23 protein-coding genes are annotated in these 16293 nt (G+C 32.5%); 10 read left to right on the forward strand and 13 right to left on the reverse strand.

Annotation, left to right across the window (positions count from 1 at the left end):
• The first annotated feature begins 9 nt into the window (after positions 1-9).
• The 5 genes from HNP90_RS05380 (at position 10) to HNP90_RS05400 (ending at position 2993) form a co-directional block, all read left to right on the forward strand.
• Entirely contained in the window at positions 10-867 is an 858-nt protein-coding gene (locus HNP90_RS05380; RefSeq protein WP_012067974.1) for an ATP-binding protein, read from the forward strand.
• Positions 864-1712 carry an ATP-binding protein gene (locus HNP90_RS05385; RefSeq protein WP_012067973.1) on the forward strand — a complete coding sequence of 283 codons (849 nt, stop codon included), beginning with the start codon at positions 864-866 and terminating at the stop codon, positions 1710-1712. The genes HNP90_RS05380 and HNP90_RS05385 overlap by 4 nt, the downstream gene beginning before the upstream one ends.
• A 147-nt stretch (positions 1713-1859) precedes the next feature.
• Positions 1860-2144 carry a hypothetical protein gene (locus HNP90_RS05390; protein ID WP_012067972.1) on the forward strand — a complete coding sequence of 95 codons (285 nt, stop codon included), beginning with the start codon at positions 1860-1862 and terminating at the stop codon, positions 2142-2144.
• Positions 2145-2174: 30 nt separating this feature from the next.
• Positions 2175-2528: a NifB/NifX family molybdenum-iron cluster-binding protein gene (locus tag HNP90_RS05395; RefSeq protein ID WP_012067971.1), complete on the forward strand. Its 354-nt coding sequence runs from the start codon at positions 2175-2177 to the stop codon at positions 2526-2528.
• A gap of 228 nt (positions 2529-2756) precedes the next feature.
• The gene (locus HNP90_RS05400) at positions 2757-2993 is read left to right on the forward strand and encodes a hypothetical protein (RefSeq protein ID WP_012067970.1); all 237 of its coding nucleotides are present in this window, start codon (positions 2757-2759) and stop codon (positions 2991-2993) included.
• A 95-nt stretch (positions 2994-3088) separates the two neighbouring features.
• Here the strand turns inward: HNP90_RS05400 and HNP90_RS05405 are convergent, their stop codons facing one another.
• From HNP90_RS05405 to HNP90_RS05430, 6 genes are all read right to left on the reverse strand, one after another.
• The gene (locus HNP90_RS05405) at positions 3089-3292 is read right to left on the reverse strand and encodes a 30S ribosomal protein S27ae (protein ID WP_012067969.1); all 204 of its coding nucleotides are present in this window, start codon (positions 3290-3292) and stop codon (positions 3089-3091) included.
• Position 3293: 1 nt separating this feature from the next.
• The gene (locus tag HNP90_RS05410) at positions 3294-3602 is read right to left on the reverse strand and encodes a 30S ribosomal protein S24e (RefSeq protein ID WP_012067968.1); all 309 of its coding nucleotides are present in this window, start codon (positions 3600-3602) and stop codon (positions 3294-3296) included.
• 6 nt (positions 3603-3608) lie between these two features.
• Positions 3609-4085: a GTP-dependent dephospho-CoA kinase family protein gene (locus tag HNP90_RS05415; protein WP_012067967.1), complete on the reverse strand. Its 477-nt coding sequence runs from the start codon at positions 4083-4085 to the stop codon at positions 3609-3611.
• Between the two features lie 31 nt (positions 4086-4116).
• On the reverse strand, positions 4117-4293 hold the full coding sequence (spt4, locus tag HNP90_RS05420; protein WP_011868947.1) for a transcription elongation factor subunit Spt4: 177 nt from the start codon (positions 4291-4293) through the stop codon (positions 4117-4119).
• 37 nt (positions 4294-4330) lie between these two features.
• Positions 4331-4894, reverse strand: coding sequence for a DNA-directed RNA polymerase (locus HNP90_RS05425; protein ID WP_012067966.1), 564 nt, complete (start codon positions 4892-4894; stop codon positions 4331-4333).
• 155 nt (positions 4895-5049) lie between these two features.
• Positions 5050-5964, reverse strand: coding sequence for a dihydroorotate dehydrogenase (locus tag HNP90_RS05430; protein ID WP_012067965.1), 915 nt, complete (start codon positions 5962-5964; stop codon positions 5050-5052).
• A gap of 90 nt (positions 5965-6054) precedes the next feature.
• On the opposite strand from HNP90_RS05430, the gene HNP90_RS05435 reads away from it, so the two are divergent.
• Positions 6055-6852, forward strand: a complete 798-nt coding sequence (locus HNP90_RS05435) for an epoxyqueuosine reductase (RefSeq protein ID WP_012067964.1) — start codon at positions 6055-6057, stop codon at positions 6850-6852.
• A gap of 6 nt (positions 6853-6858) precedes the next feature.
• Here HNP90_RS05435 and HNP90_RS05440 read toward each other — a convergent pair whose 3' ends face one another.
• The 3 genes from HNP90_RS05440 to HNP90_RS05450 are packed head-to-tail and all read right to left on the reverse strand — an operon-like array spanning position 6859 to position 9505.
• Positions 6859-7962 (reverse strand): glutamate-cysteine ligase family protein, encoded by a 1104-nt coding sequence (locus HNP90_RS05440; protein WP_012067963.1) that lies wholly within the window; start codon positions 7960-7962, stop codon positions 6859-6861.
• Positions 7949-8899 carry an ATP-grasp domain-containing protein gene (locus tag HNP90_RS05445; protein WP_012067962.1) on the reverse strand — a complete coding sequence of 317 codons (951 nt, stop codon included), beginning with the start codon at positions 8897-8899 and terminating at the stop codon, positions 7949-7951. The genes HNP90_RS05440 and HNP90_RS05445 overlap by 14 nt, the downstream gene beginning before the upstream one ends.
• Positions 8900-9505 (reverse strand): RimK-like ATPgrasp N-terminal domain-containing protein, encoded by a 606-nt coding sequence (locus tag HNP90_RS05450; RefSeq protein WP_048060458.1) that lies wholly within the window; start codon positions 9503-9505, stop codon positions 8900-8902.
• 266 nt (positions 9506-9771) lie between these two features.
• Here HNP90_RS05450 and HNP90_RS05455 point away from each other — a divergent pair, with 266 nt between their 5' ends.
• Positions 9772-10020, forward strand: a complete 249-nt coding sequence (locus tag HNP90_RS05455) for a DUF378 domain-containing protein (RefSeq protein WP_012067960.1) — start codon at positions 9772-9774, stop codon at positions 10018-10020.
• A 38-nt stretch (positions 10021-10058) separates the two neighbouring features.
• Here HNP90_RS05455 and HNP90_RS05460 read toward each other — a convergent pair whose 3' ends face one another.
• A complete protein-coding gene (locus HNP90_RS05460) occupies positions 10059-10553 on the reverse strand; it encodes a flavodoxin family protein (protein ID WP_012067959.1) in 495 nt (164 codons plus the stop codon).
• An 18-nt stretch (positions 10554-10571) separates the two neighbouring features.
• Entirely contained in the window at positions 10572-11333 is a 762-nt protein-coding gene (locus HNP90_RS05465) for a TatD family hydrolase (protein ID WP_012067958.1), read from the reverse strand.
• A gap of 180 nt (positions 11334-11513) precedes the next feature.
• Here HNP90_RS05465 and HNP90_RS05470 point away from each other — a divergent pair, with 180 nt between their 5' ends.
• Entirely contained in the window at positions 11514-12815 is a 1302-nt protein-coding gene (locus HNP90_RS05470; protein ID WP_012067957.1) for an MBL fold metallo-hydrolase, read from the forward strand.
• A gap of 41 nt (positions 12816-12856) precedes the next feature.
• On the opposite strand, the gene rnp3 is transcribed toward HNP90_RS05470, so the two are convergent.
• Positions 12857-13555, reverse strand: a complete 699-nt coding sequence (rnp3, locus tag HNP90_RS05475; protein ID WP_012067956.1) for a ribonuclease P protein component 3 — start codon at positions 13553-13555, stop codon at positions 12857-12859.
• Between the two features lie 55 nt (positions 13556-13610).
• The gene (locus HNP90_RS05480) at positions 13611-13904 is read right to left on the reverse strand and encodes a DUF211 domain-containing protein (protein WP_012067955.1); all 294 of its coding nucleotides are present in this window, start codon (positions 13902-13904) and stop codon (positions 13611-13613) included.
• A gap of 244 nt (positions 13905-14148) precedes the next feature.
• On the opposite strand from HNP90_RS05480, the gene cfbD reads away from it, so the two are divergent.
• Positions 14149-15249, forward strand: coding sequence for a Ni-sirohydrochlorin a,c-diamide reductive cyclase catalytic subunit (cfbD, locus tag HNP90_RS05485; protein ID WP_012067954.1), 1101 nt, complete (start codon positions 14149-14151; stop codon positions 15247-15249).
• Positions 15250-15337: 88 nt separating this feature from the next.
• A complete protein-coding gene (locus tag HNP90_RS05490) occupies positions 15338-16285 on the forward strand; it encodes a replication factor C small subunit (protein ID WP_012067953.1) in 948 nt (315 codons plus the stop codon).
• Positions 16286-16293: the final 8 nt, after the last annotated feature.

Below are 16293 nucleotides of genomic sequence, written 5' to 3' on the forward strand. Positions count from 1 at the left end.
GGAAAAATTATGAACATTTCAATATTGAGTGGAAAAGGTGGAACTGGAAAAACCACCATATCTACAAATCTAAGCGTTCTTCTGTCTGAAACTCACGAAAAAGTTCAATACTTAGATTTCGATGTAGAAGAACCAAACGGATTTATTTTTTTAAAACCAACGATCGGATCTGAAAAAAAAGTTTTTAAAAAAGTTCCGAAAATTGACGAAAACCTGTGCAATAACTGCGGTGAATGCAGCAGATTATGTAAATTTAATGCCCTATCAATAACACCAAACAATACAACAGTTTTTGAAAAATTATGCCATGACTGCGGACTTTGCTACATTGCATGTCCAGTACAGGCGATTTCAGAAATTTCAAGAGAAATTGGAAAGATAGATTCTGGAAAATCAGAAACAAATCCAAATCTAAGTGTTTCTAGAGGCGTTTTAAAGATTGGTGAACCTTCAGGAGTTCCAGTCATTTCGGAATTAAAAAAATGCTTGGATGACAAATCACTAAATATACTTGATGCGCCACCGGGAAGCTCTTGTAGTGTATTACACACTGTTGAAGATAGCGATTATTCGATATTAGTTACTGAACCAACTAAATTTGGCCTTCATGACTTAAAAATTGCGGTAGAAGTTTTAAGGTACTTAAAAATACCATTCGGTGTTTTGATCAATAAATCTGATGAATTTGATAGTATTATCGAAAACTACTGTAAAGCTGAAAAAATCGATATTTTAGGAAAAATTCCATTTTCAAGAAATATTGCAAATAAATATTCAAAAGGAGACATTTTAATCCATGCGGATGCTGAATTTACAGAAAATTTGCAAAATATTGCCTCTGAACTTGAAAAGAGGTTGATATTATGAAACAGATTGTCATAATAAGTGGAAAAGGCGGAACTGGAAAAACCACGATATCTTCTTCATTTTCAGAACTACTGGATAAAAAAAATATTGCTGACTGCGATGTTGAAGCCCCTAACTTGCATTTAATGTTTGAAAATGAAATTATTAAAACTAAAGAATACATCGGATCCCAAACTGCGATCATTGACTCCGATAAATGTATCAAATGTGAAAAATGTTTAGAATGTCGATTTGGTGCAATAACTTCTGAAATAAAAGTAAACCCCTTAAAATGCGAAGGTTGTGGTTTATGCAAATATGTCTGCCCTGTTGATGCTGTAACTATGGTAGACAACATTACTGGCCACATTTATTCTTCCAAAATCAAAGATGGGTATTTATCTTACGCAAAACTGAATATCGGAGCAGAAGGCGCTGGAAAAGTTGTAACGGAAGTTAGAAAAAATTCCCTTGAAAATCAAGGTTTTGAAAATTTACTGATTGATGGATCCCCTGGAATAGGCTGTGTTGTGATTGCGTCACTTGCAGGCTGTGATTATGCAGTGGTTGTAACTGAACCAACACAATCAGGATTAGATGATTTAAGCCGTGTTTTAGAACTTACCAAATTTTTTGATATCGAAAGCTATGTTATAATTAATAAATATGACATTAATGAAGAAAAAACTTCCGAAATAATTGATTACTGTAAAAAGGCAGGCTTTGATATCTTGGGAAAAGTTCCATTTGATAGTACAGTAAATAAATCCATTCAAAACGGAATTCCAATTGTAAATTATGAAGATAGCATTGCAGGGGCCGAAATTAAAAAAATATGGAATGATTTTTACGAAAAAATCAAATAATTACTTTTTTTACAGCTATTAACTAACCGATATTAATCTAAAAAAACCTGTAATTTCAAAAAAAGGTAGTATTATATACTTGTTTTTCAATATAATGAAATATGCACATATGTGCGAAAATAAGTATTATAAAATAAGGTGAGTTATATGGATTACAGACTACACAGAAACTGCATATGCAGAAAATTATTTAACACAACTGAATACCTCGGGCTTGGAATCAGAAGGTTCTTTAGAATGGGATTAACTAACGAAGAAATTAAAAATGTCATTAAAAGAGAAACAGGTAAAGATATATCTGATGAAGAAGTAAATAGATTATCAAAAGAAATCTCTGAAGAAGAAGTTATCGATGCTCGTGGAAGAAGAACCTTTTACGGTGCGGGCAGAGGCGGTAGAATGGGAAGAGGAATGGGCAGAGGGAGATTTTAAACATAACTAATTAAACAATAAGGCGATAATTTGAAAATAGCAATCCCAGCACTTGATGAAAAAACAGTTTCTTCACATTTTGGAAAAACTCCATTTTTTATGATTTTTGAAATAAACGAAAATAAAGAAATAATCGGTTCAAAAAAAGTTGGAAACTCCCCATGTCACGGGGCTGCTCACGAAGAAGGTCACGGAGGACAAGGTCCGGGAACTACAGTTCAAACATTACTTTCTGAAGGAGTTAATGCAGTGGTTTTCGTAAATATGGGTCAAAGAAGCGTAAATGCTTTAGCCAGCGTTGTTGAACTATACCAAACCTCTCTGGAAGATGTTGAAGCAGTATTGAAAGAATTTTTGAATGGAAATTTAGCAAAATTAAACTAATTTTAAATTAATTCTCCTTTTTTAATTTTCAAATAAAAAAATGTAAATCTTTTACGATTAATTTATTTTTAATCAAAATATGTTGTTTTGATGGATGGTAAAATATATTTATAGCTTTTTAAAAATATTATTCATGTAGCCCAGGCTACACTGTCTAAAAATAATGAATACATATTCTACCAAAATAATAAATGCTAATTAGTGCCGTTACGTAGAAGGGGGGAAACGATGGACCTAATTAACGTTATATGCCATTGGGCAATGTATGAAGATACCATTGACCTTAAAAAACCACCAAATTGGATTTTGGAACATTTCAACAATACCTATCCTGAAGAAGATCTGGAATTTTCAATGGACTTTTTATGTATTCTTGGAAAATTTCAAAAATACCCTGAATCAAAAGTTTACGTCCCATTGAAAAATACAAATCAAAACATCGATATTTTCGGGCTTTTAGATTAAACTGAAAATATTTTGAAAACATCATCAGTGTTAAAATTAATGTTAAAAAAGAGAATTAAATGACGTTAAAAGAGTTTAAGTTAAGTCAAAAAGAATTATTCTTCACTTTCTGTTTTTTCATTCTTTTTGTATTCCATGTATCCGCATTTTCCACATGCAAATCTGTTTAAGTGTTCAGCCATGAATACGCCTGCACCACATTTTGGGCATGCTTTTTTCAATCTTTCTACAGCGTTTCCTTCAACTTTGTAGTAATCTGATTTTTTTGTTGTGGTTTTTGCACCTTTTTTAGCTGCCATATTATTCCTCCGCTACTTCAGCTTCTGCTTCTTCTTCAATTTTGTTTTTTTCTAAAACGGATTTTGTTTCGATTGTTGCCATTGCTTTTTCATCGTTGTAGATTTTTGCGTAACCTTCTGCTTCCAATTTACCAAAAATCTGATCTAATGTGTCAACTACGAGAACTTTTTTGTCTGCGTTTAAAACTGCAACAAGTTTCATTTTTACGTCTTTGATTGAAGGGGTAGCTGCATCAAAGGATACTGTGAATTTTATTTCCCTTCTGTATAATAATGGGTTATTTTTGTCTGAGATAATGCTTATATCCATATCCATTCACCTTTCTTCCATGTCTTTTAGAAGTTTTTCAATTTTCTGTTTCAGTTCGTCTGTGATTTTTAACAGTACCATGCCTTCGTCAGGCTGTCCGTAAATGACTGAGGTATCCTCGGGGAAGTACTTTATTACAGGTATTGTAAGTAAGTCTTCTTCACCCTTAATGATTAAAGCCATATCTCTATCATGTATGGTGGAAAGGTATTTAATCCTTTCTATGGCTTCATCAGAAATGCACCCCTGAGGATTTTCAACCTCAAAAATTGTTTTAAATTTGTGAGGAATGTTAACAGGAATATTTCTTTTAGTTTTAAAGTCCAAAATTGATAAGTTTGGTATTATACCATTCGATAAAAGGTGTTTTGTAGTAACATCACCAATAGAAACGACCTTTCCATCTATACTGGGAAGTTCCTTATATACTTTTCCGAAAGGTTTTTTCAATTCGCGCGCTACTTCGTCGGTTAATAAATACATAAAGGTCACTATAACAAAAATTAAAATTAAGTTATTTAACGCTCAATGCATATTTTCCTTTTATGTCAATTCCTGCTTTTTTTGCAACTTCTGAGTTGTGAGGATCGAGTACAATCAATAAACCTCTAACGTTATCCGAAGTATCAAATCCACAAATTGGGCAAGTATCTTCTCTTGTGATGTATTTGCATCTTAAACATGCATTCATTTAAATTCACCTCAAATAAAATTAAAAAGCGAAAAAATTAATTTTCTTCACTTACTGTTTCATTTTCCTCTTCGAGCCACTCGAGTCTTCCAAGACCGTTCTGTCTCATTGTTAAAGCTATTTTGCTGCCCCTTTTCTTCTCTTCCCTCAAACTTACTGCAACAATTCTAGCTCTTACTTTATCGCCTTTTTCTAAAACTTTGCCTGTTTCTTTTCCAATAATTGCTTCTCTTTTTGGGTCAAAGCTTACAAAGTCATCCATAATTTGTGAGATGTGGATTAAACCATCAAGAGGGCCAAGTCTTACAAAAGCACCGAACTCAACAACATCGACGATTTCCCCATCAACTACTTCTTGAAGTTCTGGAACGTATGTGAGCACATTAAATTCTGTTTCGTGGTATGCTGCACCGTCTCCGTAAATTATGCTTCCTTCGCTTACGTTATCCACATCAACAATCGAAAGGATAAATCCGACGTCCTTATCAAGAATTCCTTCGTATTTTTCCATTAAAACTCTTTTTACGTTTTCGCTTAAAGGGTTTCCAAACATTTTAGGGGGAATTCTTACGGTATCAGAAATTTTTAAAATTTTATACAAATAACCACCTCAGTAGCAAATTAAACTTTTAAAACAGTTGAGATAACGAAATATTTTAAAATAATAAAACAGTTTCACTATATATATTCTCGTTTTTGATATATAAATTCTACGTACGATTTTTATAGTTCTTAAAAATTAATTAAATATAAAAATTATTTCTGGGCAATTCCGATGATATCTGACATTTTTAAATCTTTTTTCAGGAGATATTCTTCAATTTCTTCATTTATTTTTTGGAATATATCATATCCTCGGTAGTAAACTCCAGTTCCAACCTGAACTGCAGAAGCTCCTGCCATCATGAATTCTATTGCATCAGCTCCGGTCGTAACTCCACCAACCCCAATTACGGGAACATCTACTGCTGAAAAAATATCATAAACATTTTTAACTGCGATAGGTTTTATCGCTTTTCCGCTCATTCCACCAACTTTATTTCCAAGTATTGGAACGCCTGATTCGATATCGATTACCATTCCTGGACCAAGCGTGTTTATTGCAACAATTCCATCAGCCCCGGCATTTACAACTGCATTTGCAATTTCTTTTATATCAGTTACATTTGGAGTTAATTTTGCAATTACTGGAATGTCTGAAACATCTTTTACGGCAGATACCACGTTTTTACAAAGGCAGGGATCCTGACCAATTGATGAGCCGTATCCCCCGCCTGCATGGGGACATGAAATGTTTAGTTCCAAAACATCTACATGTGGTACAATTATTTCAGCAGCTTTTTGAAATTCAACATCGTTTTTACCGTAAATTGAACCGATGATTTTAACGTCCATTCTTTTCATTTCTTCTTTTATTCGCCCAATTTCTTCGACATATTCCTCTGCACCAGGATTTGGAAGTCCCATTGCATTTAAAAAGCCACCTTCAACTTCAACCATTGTTGGATTGTTGTGTCCAGGTTTCTTTTCAATTCCAACTGATTTGGTACATACTGCCCCTGCACCGTTTTTCGCCATCCTTTTTAATGCACTTCCAGTTTCTCCCATGACGCCTGCCGCAAGAAATACTGGATTTTTAAATTCAATATCCCAAAGTTTAGTTTTTAGCATCTGAAATCTCCCGATATTTTTGAATATATTTTATAAGAAGACATATAAAAAACTAAAGAATGAGATAATCATGTTATCGCGGTAGATATTATGGAAAATTTAATTGAAAATCTTATTATTGAGTTTGTGAAAAATTATGCAAAAGAACAGAATACAAAAACAAAATGGTTGACCCCAATTGTTGGATTTGCAGATTCTAACGACCCAGAATTTTTAGAATTAAAAGAAATAATTTCGGAAAAACACCTAACTCCTAAAGAAGTATTGAGTGAATCAAAAAGTGTAATATGCTACTTTTTACCTTTTTCAAAAGAAATTAACCTTGGAAATGTAAAACCTGGCCTCGCATCTGAGACTTGGGCAATTTCTTATGTAGAAACAAACAAAATGATAGAAAAACTAAACGACTATCTCTCTGAAAAACTGGGTGAAATGAATTATATCTGCTCAAAAATTCCCCCGACACACAATTTCGATAAAGAAAAGCTGATAAGCAACTGGTCACACAGGCACGTTGCAAAAATTGCAGGGCTTGGTACTTTTGGACTAAACAACATGTTAATTACAGAAAAAGGATGTAACGGTCGATTCGGAAGTTTAATTACATCTGCAAAATTAAAACCTAGTGAAAAACCAAATTATGAATACTGTTTGTATAAGTATAATGGTTCTTGTAAACTTTGCATTGAAAAATGTGAAAAACAAGCTTTAAAAATAAATGAATTTAACCGAAAGGAATGTTATAAAGTATGTTTAACAAATGAAAAAGTTTATGAAAAATATGGGGTTGCAGATGTTTGTGGAAAATGTTTATGTGCAGTTCCGTGTTCTTTTACAAATCCATCAAAAAACTTAAACGATAAATTAAAAGATAAAAATAAAGAATAAAAAGATCTAAAACATCGTTTTATTTTCTCTTAAACAGGATTCTGCTTCTGCCAATATTTTTAAAATATCTTTTTCAGAATTATATTTTTTAAGAATAACTTCGGAAAGATTTCCATTTTGGATCCTGTTTTGGATGTGAATTAAATAAGATTTTTCTTCATCTGTTGCAACAGCAAATGCTTTTTTATAAAGCGATTCCAATTCTGCTTTTAACTTCTTTGTTCCAGATTTTATTGCCATATCTGTTAATTCAATAATTGTTTCGTCGTCTTCTGCTACTTTTAAATCATTAACTCTTAAAAGACAGTTTATAAATGCTGAAACAGCCATATCTGCATGAACCGATTCCTGTTCATCCATTATTTTTATTTCAACACATTTTCTTTCACGTCGTATAATTAAAGCCCTTGAATTTACCCATTCTTCGCATAAAACTTCTGCATCTTTTTTTCTAAGTTCTACGTACATTTTTTCAAGGAGTTTTTCATAATCAGACGATTTGTTAAGTTTTTCAGGTATTAAATTTCCGCAGATTTCGGGAATTTCTTTCTGATTTTTTTTGTAATATAATAGACGGTTATCCATATACCCAGTTACCTGCCCTTCAATTATTGGAGAAGATGCAGTTATTGCTACAAGGTACGGGAGGAGTGTTCTAAGTTTGTTGTGCTTTCTAACGAGATCTTCTTCACTTGAATATTCAATATTTACCTGCAAAGCCTGAATATTCATCCAACCGTGCTGTCTTAAGTTAAATACTCTGTCATATGTATCGAAAACTTCTCTTTCATCGTGGTTCCAAAATGAAGTTTCCGATAAATTTAAAGTGGGGTGCATTCCAAGACCCAATAATTTGTACTGATTATTGGTCTTTTCGTAAAAACTTTTTAAACCAGTCACAATCTGAGTTTCGAGATTTGAAATACTTTCTGAAGGGTGATTTGGTTTAAATTCAATTACGTGTTTTTGTAATTCTTTTGAAATACCAACTGTCTCGAAAGAAAATTCATTTTGTATTTTTCCAGAAATTTCTTCGATTATTAAGTCTGAAATTGGCATTGCTTTTAGATCCGAATTGTTGATGGAATATTCGTGTTCAGTTCCTATCATTTGCTACACCATCTAGGTCAATTGCTTCTGAAAAATTTGCCCTTGCACTTGGAAATTTCCGTCTTGAATCATCCATAATATACGATACAATTTTAGAATACGCTTCAGGGTAAAATTCGTCCTCCGTTGTTTCAAGTGACGGATTATCATTTACCTCAATTACATAAACTTTTCCTGAATTTTCTTTTAAATCAACACCATAAAGACCCGTTCCAACAGCATTTGCAGCTTTTAACGCTGTGTTTATAACTTTTTTTGGAACTTCATCATACATCACGCTTTCAACCATGCAGTATACCCTGTGCCCATCCACGCAGTCCTGTATCTTGAAAGTTTCTTTTGGAATTAAGTATTTGCAAGCATAAATTACTTCACCGTTTAAAATTCCAACTCTCCAGTCAAATCTACTTTCTATAAATTCCTGTGCAACTAAAATATCCGAAAGTCTCAAAAATCTGGAAGCTACTTTTGAAAATTCTTCCAAAGACGTTACTTTTTCAACTCGCATTGAAAAGGAGGTTGATGGCTCTTTTACGATTAAAGGAAGCCCAATTTCTTCAGTAATGCTTTTTAAGTTTTCAATGTTGTTTTCAGATTTCTTTAAAAATTTGGTTTTTGGAATCGGTACGTCATTTTTCATCATGTGCAAATACATGTTTATCTTATCAGCACAGATTTGAATTGACTTTGAATCGTCAATTACCCTTACACCATTTAATTCTGCAATTCTTGATGCTACGTAGCTTATATTCATTGGATCGGTTTTAGAACGAATAAAAAGACCGTCTAATGTTTTTATTTTATGTATCTCATTTGGGAACAGAAAATAAAACTCGTGGCCCATTGATTCTGCAATATCCCGGAATCTGATTAAAGATTGGAGTTGATTTGAACTACTAAGGGTTTGTCTATCAACAAATACTCCAAATTTTCCCATTTAATCCACCAACAAAGTCTTTTCGATCATTATTTTTTCTTCTTTTGAAAGTTTTGATACGTTTACAGGTGATAAGGACGAAAGAAATATTTTATCGTCGATAAATACAAATAAAGCATTAATTAGCGGAATTTTAAATGTTTGATAGATTTTATTCGCCAGCTGTTTTATATGTTCATTTTCTGTGCATGCCTGTCCAAATAATATTGAAAAATTCCCCATTTCAAAATTTTCAGGAACTTTTTGATAACATAGCGGATATTTTCCGCAGTTTGTTACGTGTTTTGATATTCGCTTAGATTCTTCCCGATTTTTAACGATATAATATGTTGAAGGATCTGAAAAATAATTTACTGAGTAAACAATCGCAGGATTTGGAACATCTCCCGAAGAAATTTCCCATTCCATAATAGGTATTCCTGAAAGCTCTGCCCTTTTAAGTGTTACTGGAACAATATATGCATCCAATACATCATTACTACTTGGAAAAACCTTATTTTTTCCAGATATCTCTTTTAATATCAGTTCGTAGTAACTTTCAGTTTTGTAAAAATAATCTTTGCTTATTAAACAGTCTATTCCGTCTTTTATTGTAGTATGAGACATTTTATTCAAAAAAAACCCTTTTTTTGGAATAAACTCACCTTCATTGCTGTTTTAAAGGCCCGACACTCCCCCACAATATAATCGAAGTATCATGATTCCTACAACATCACGATATATAAATTTATGTAATCAAAAAAATCGATTTAAAACAGTTTTTTTTAGAATTAACGGTTTAAACACGGTAAAATCATGTAAACATATATTAACCCTTTTGAAAATAAAATATATTGAGGCCAAAAAAGCCTTACATAAATTGGGGGGATATTATGGAAGGTGAACAACACATTGAAAAAAGGCCCAGTATCGTCTCACAGACCCACTCACGAAAAGATGCGCTAGATTGGGTATCTATTGTTTTGGTAATAATCGGGGGACTTAACTGGGGATTAGTTGGGGCTTTTAATATAGACCTTATTCAAGTGGTATTTGGAAGTTTCCCAACAGTTGCAAGAATTTTATATATTCTTGTCGGACTATCTGCAATATACATGATTTACTATGCTTCAAAAACTTAAAAAAAATATTAAAATAATTTATTTTTAATTTTTAAGATTTAATCTTCTTTTGATCGGTACATAGTACTTAACCATTCTTTTACGTATTTTTCAGTTTCTTCTTTGTGGTTTAATACATCTAAAAATATGGTTCCGCCAATAATTTCGTTGTCAACTAGTTCTTTTTTCATATTTTCAAGTGTATTTCCAATAGTTTTTCCAGCAGTGCAGAATACCGCAACTTTTTTTCCTGCAAATTTGTATTTTGAAAAAAATGTCTTTAATGGAGCTGCCATATTTCCAGCCCATACTGGAGTTCCAATATATATAATGTCATAATCATCTAAATTTAGAGATATTTCTTTTATTTCAGGCATTTTTCTAAACAATAAAAACCTGCCAAGTTCTAAAAACATTGTAAATCCTTTTTTTGGAATTTCAGTTACAGTTTCAATTTTTAATAATTCTGCACCTGTGTTTTCTGAAATAAGTTTAGCTACATATTCAGTATTTTCAAAAAGTGAGTAATATATCACAAGTTTTTTTCCATCCATTTCAATCCCCTCGTTTATTTAATTAATGTTAAATAATCCTGCTGCATTGTTATGTGAAACAGCTTTTATTACATTTTCTTCAAATCCTGCCATTTTTAGCTTTAAAACAGTTTTTGGAACCCCAAGTATATCGGACGGAGCTGAAGAACTGTCGCTATTTAGTAAAAATCTCTTTTCGCAATATTCCCCAAGTATTTCTACGGCGTCATTTGGAGTTAACTTTTGAGGCTGAACTGTTATTCCAAGTTTATAGTCGTTTTCCCATATAATTGGCACTGTTTCTTTTGTAACGTGCTCTATTACTATTTTTTTCTTAAAATCGATCGATAAATCCATTGTATCGAGGACTTCAATAATATTTTTCGTTACAGCTTCTTTATTCGTTCTTGGAGTGTGGACTACGGCTGGAAGATTCATTTCTTTTGCAATAGATATCTGGTTTTCAAAAACTTCAATTTCTTCCTTGCTACATTTTTCAAGCCCGATTTCTCCAACACCAACAACATTTTCTTTGTTTAGATATTCTCTTAAAATTTCATAATCTATTTTTGGCGGAATCGCTCTTGGATGAATTCCAATACATGCTTTCATATTCAAACCATTTTTTCGTGCTTTTGCTATTTCACTTTTCAAAATCTTGTCGAAATAGTCAAGAGCTGTGTCAAAAGATCTCATTTTTAAAGGATCGTGTGCATGGGTTATAACACAGTCGAAAACGGTTGCCATCAATTCAAAATCTTCGTAAGGTCTTGTATCAGAATGTATGTGGGAATCAATCATTAAACCACCATATCGATATTTATTATTTTGAATTTGTTTTGAACTTAAAATGTAGCATATATTTCAAAGCACAGATAGATTTATTCATAATTTTAATACATTTCTATTTTAACTTTGTTTTTACCCATTTATATACATTATAAAACATAAATAACAGTATTCATTTTGAGAGGCGGTAAAATGGAACTTTATTTTAGAGGCGGTGCTTCTGAAGTTGGAAGAAGTTGTGTAGAGGTCAAAACCGAAAAAAGTACAGTTTTATTTGACTGCGGTGTAAAATTATCGTCTGAAGAATCAGAATATCCAATCCTAGATAATTTAAATGCAGATTGTGTCTTTGCATCACATGCACACCTCGATCACACGGGCGGAATTCCAGTACTCATCAGAAAAGGAATGGTTCCTGCAATTTATGCTACAGAAGTTACAAAAGCAATATCTAAAGAGCTTTTAAGAGATTCTATAAAAATTGCAGGTGCAGAAGGACAGGATATTCCTTACGATAAAGCGGATGTGAATAAATCATTAAATCTCTTTAGAAAAGCTCGCTACAATCACCCCAAAAATTTCAAAGATTTCGAGTTTGAATTTTTTAATGCAGGCCACATCCCTGGAAGTTCCACAATATCACTAAATTACAGTGGAAAACGAGTCGTTTACACGGGAGACACTAAAGTAAGCGATACGGATCTTGTAAAAGGTGCAGATCTGTCATATACAAAAGAACATATCGATTGCCTAATTGTTGAATCAACATACGGGGATAGCAATCAGGAAAATAGAGAAGAAGCTGAAAAAAATTTCATAAACAAAATAAAAGAAACACTTGATCGAGGAGGAATTCCCCTTGTTCCGGTATTTGCAGTTGATAGAAGTCAAGAAATCTTGATGATATTAAACAAGCACGATTTTGGAGTTCCAGTATACTTTGACGGCCTTGGAAGAAAAATTACAAGGATAATGTTGCAGTATCCTGCATTTTTAAACCATCCTGACGATTTAAAGGCAGCATTTTTGAACGTTACAGAAGTTGAATCAAAAGATAGGCCAAAAATAATAAAAGAAATCAGGCAGAACGGTGGAATAATTGTAAGTACTGCGGGAATGCTTGAAGGGGGCCCAATAATCCCATACATTACCGAATTTATGAAAGAACCTAAAAATTCGCTGATATTTACCGGATATCAAGTTGAAGAAACCGCTGGAAGGCACTTGCTTGAAACTGGAAAACTTGAGATAGGGGAATTCGATGTGGAACCGAAATTCGAAATTGCATCATATCAGTTTTCAGCACATGGCGAAATGGATGAATTAAGACATATTGTAAAAAAAGCAAATCCTGAAACCCTCGTAATCCAGCACGGTGAGGAAGAGGTTGTAAACGTATTCAAAGACTGGGCTGTTTCGGAAGGATTTAATGAAAATAAAGTATTCGCTCCAAAAGTTGGAAATAGAATAAACTTAACTGAAGTTTTAAAATAAATTACAGCTTTTTTAAATTTTTTAAAACATAAAGAAAAAAGTTATTCTTCAACAATTTCAATTCCAAGAGTTAAAACGGTATCTTTTTTCAAATAAAGTCTGTAATCAATTATTTTTGATGTCGTTTCCATTATTTTTTTTGAATATAAGGGATCAGTTACTGTGTTTAAAAATCCTCTGAGATCTCCTGGAGCCTTTATTCCATAAATATCGCTTGCACCGCTTGAAATTACAACCGGAGTGTCGTATTTTTTGGCAAGTTTTAAATTTCTTTGAAATGCCCATAAAATTTTTGATCTATCGTAATTTCTGCTTTTTAAAAGATTTCCAAAATTCAATTCAATTGCAACACGATTTGTACTGCCGAGTCTTGCAAGGATGTGGTCAAGTCCATTATCCATCCTATTTAATTCAGGAGTAGATAAAATATCAACATCATTCATTTCAAGGACTCTCCTGTTTATTTTAATATCTCCACCTTCAACAAGTAAAATATCAGCTTTATTTCTGTATTTTTTAACTGCTTTTTCCATTTCATTTTGATTTTTTGTTGAAATTTTTACTCCCGAAAATACTTTAAAATCGTGTTTTTCCCCATATTCAACTGCACTGTTGATTATTTCTTCGGAATATTCGTTATGATTTTGAACTGCAACGCTACCGTCCCATCCAAATCGTTTTAACGTCTTTATCCCGTCTTCATCAAAAATATGATTTATATCAAAAATTCCTTCAAGCATTAAATCCCCTGAATTTAAATTGGATGTTAATAAAATAAAAAAATTAAAAAAGAACTTAGTATCTATCTTGCGGAGTTTTTACTTCGTCGATGAGCTTTTTACCTGCTGCAACCTCATCAATACTGTGGATTACTCCATTCATAGATTCGATAATTGCTTTTATTGCGTCATAGTCGAGATTGAATCCTTCGATTGTAATTTTAATATTTTCGGTAGATTTGTCTATTTCATAAACGGTTACATTTACACCGTCGATACCTTCTACAGAACATAATTTAACTGCTAAATCGGTTAATTTTGGTTCGTGTGTTTTTAAAACATCTAAAACCATTCTCCGTAACTTGGTCAAAAGTATCCTCCTCTAAAGACAACTGCTATTTTTAAGATATTTCCATTGATTATTTCTTTTTAATTTAAAAGAGCTATTATTTATATTTATAGTTGTATCCCCATATTCTATATATTATTTGCATTGCAAATTTATATTACGAATTAATATCTTTTTATCAATAAATCATCGAATATTTCAAAATATTTTCAAAAAAATAAAATAAAAAATTAACCCAATAAAAACCAGGATTTTAAGTGATATTATGATTTTACACCCTCGACCTTCCCCAATTGCCGCGGCAATGTACCAATTAAGAGATATTGGGGTTGATGCGATTATTCTCCATGGGCCAAGTGGATGCTGTTTTAGAACTGCCAGACTTCTCGAAATTGACGGAATAAGAGTTTTTACTAGTGCAATGGGTGAAAACGATTTTATTTTTGGTGCAATGGATAAATTAAGAGATGTAATAAACGAAGTTTTGGAATATCTAAAAAAGGAAACTCCAAAGGACGAAAAATACAGAATCGGAATTGTTGGAACCTGTGCAAGCATGATTATTGGAGAAGATCTCGAAAGTCTCATTGATGATTTTGACGACATAATAATTCCAGTAGACATTCACAGCGGCCTTGTCGATAACACGGTTGGTGCGATAAGGGCGATGGATGGTGCTTTAAATGCTGGATTAATTGATTATTCTGAATATGAACGGCAGAAAAAAATGCTTGTTGCTGCAACCGACGTTGAAAAGAAACGAGGAATGGCAAAAAACAGGTATTTAAAACCGACATACGAAGACGACCTTGAAAACTTCATAACTGTTTTAAAAGAAACTGATGAAAAAATAAAACAGGGAAATGAAGTAAAAATTGCCTGCGTTTTAAATGCAAAAAAAGAAACCGCATATTTATTTTCTGACCCGCTTTTGGAAATAAACAGACACTTCAAATGCATCAATATTGCAAATCTCGATGAAAATATCGGTTTTGATAAAGTAAGAAATGATGCTAAAAATATTTTAAAGGAATTTAATGAAAACGGATTTAAAATTGATTATATTACTGGAGGACTTGATGAATATCCAATAACTGGTGAAAAGGCATTATCGTACTTAAAAGAAATTAATCCAGATATTGTTGTAGTTTCAGGAGTCCCTCATGCATTATTAATTGAAAATTTAAAAGAAATTAATCCAGATGTAATAACAGTTGGAATTAGTGATGGCCCAAGGCTATATCACCCGATAAAAGAAGTTTACAATTATGGAATAATCGAACTTGATGCTCATGCAAAGGTTCTTGGAAAGAAAAATATCGTGAAATCCAGATTTGGAGAAATTTTGAGTTTCATGACATTCTAAAATTTTCTTTTTTAAATAGTCAAATATTAATAAAATCATGGAAATATTTTAATTGAATTTATTGTTACCATTTTTACGAGGGAAAATAATGCAGAAACCATGGGTTGAAAAATACAGGCCACAAACACTTTCTGAAGTTGTTGGACATCATGAAATCATCAAAAGACTTACAAATTACGTTGAAAAAAAGTCAATGCCGCATTTATTATTTAGTGGATCCCCAGGGGTTGGAAAAACAACTGCAGCACTCGCTCTTGCAAAAGATTTATATGGGGAAACTTGGAGAGAAAATTTCCTCGAATTAAACAGTTCTGATGAAAGGGGAATCGATGTAATCAGAACCAAAGTAAAAGATTTTGCAAGAACGAAACCTATTGGAGATGCGCCATTTAAAGTAATATTTTTAGATGAGAGTGATGCTTTAACTTCAGATGCTCAAAACGCACTTAGAAGAACCATGGAAAAATATTCTGATATCTGTAGATTTGTATTAAGCTGTAACTATCCAAGTAAAATTATTCCTCCGATTCAGTCAAGATGTGCGATATTTAGATTTTCACCGTTAAAAACTGAAGATTTAGTTGAAAATCTAAAAGAAATTTCTGAAAAAGAGAATTTAACCCTTGAAAAGGGGGGAATTGATGCAATAATCTATGTTTCAGAAGGAGACATGAGAAAAGCAATCAATGTTTTACAGACCGCTGCAGCAGTTTCTGATACCGTAACTGAAGAAATAGTTTACAAAGTTGCTTCAAAGGCAAGACCTGATGAAATCAAAAAAATGACCCAGCTTGCATTGAATGGAAAGTTCGTTGAATCAAGAGAACAGCTCTACAACTTGATGATTGACTGGGGAATGAGTGGAGAAGATATACTCATCCAGATATTTAGGGAAGTTCCAAATTTAGACATTTCTGAAAAAGAAAAAGTGCATTTAGTCGAAGCAATTGGAGAATGCGACTTTAGAATCGTTGAAGGTTCAAACGAAAGAATACAGTTAAGTGCACTCCTTGCAAAAATGGGAATTTTAGAATAATAAACTTT

Origin of the sequence: Methanococcus maripaludis, from assembly GCF_013760955.1 — an archaeon.
GTDB classification, from domain to species: domain Archaea; phylum AGJL01; class Methanococci; order Methanococcales; family Methanococcaceae; genus Methanococcus; species Methanococcus maripaludis_A.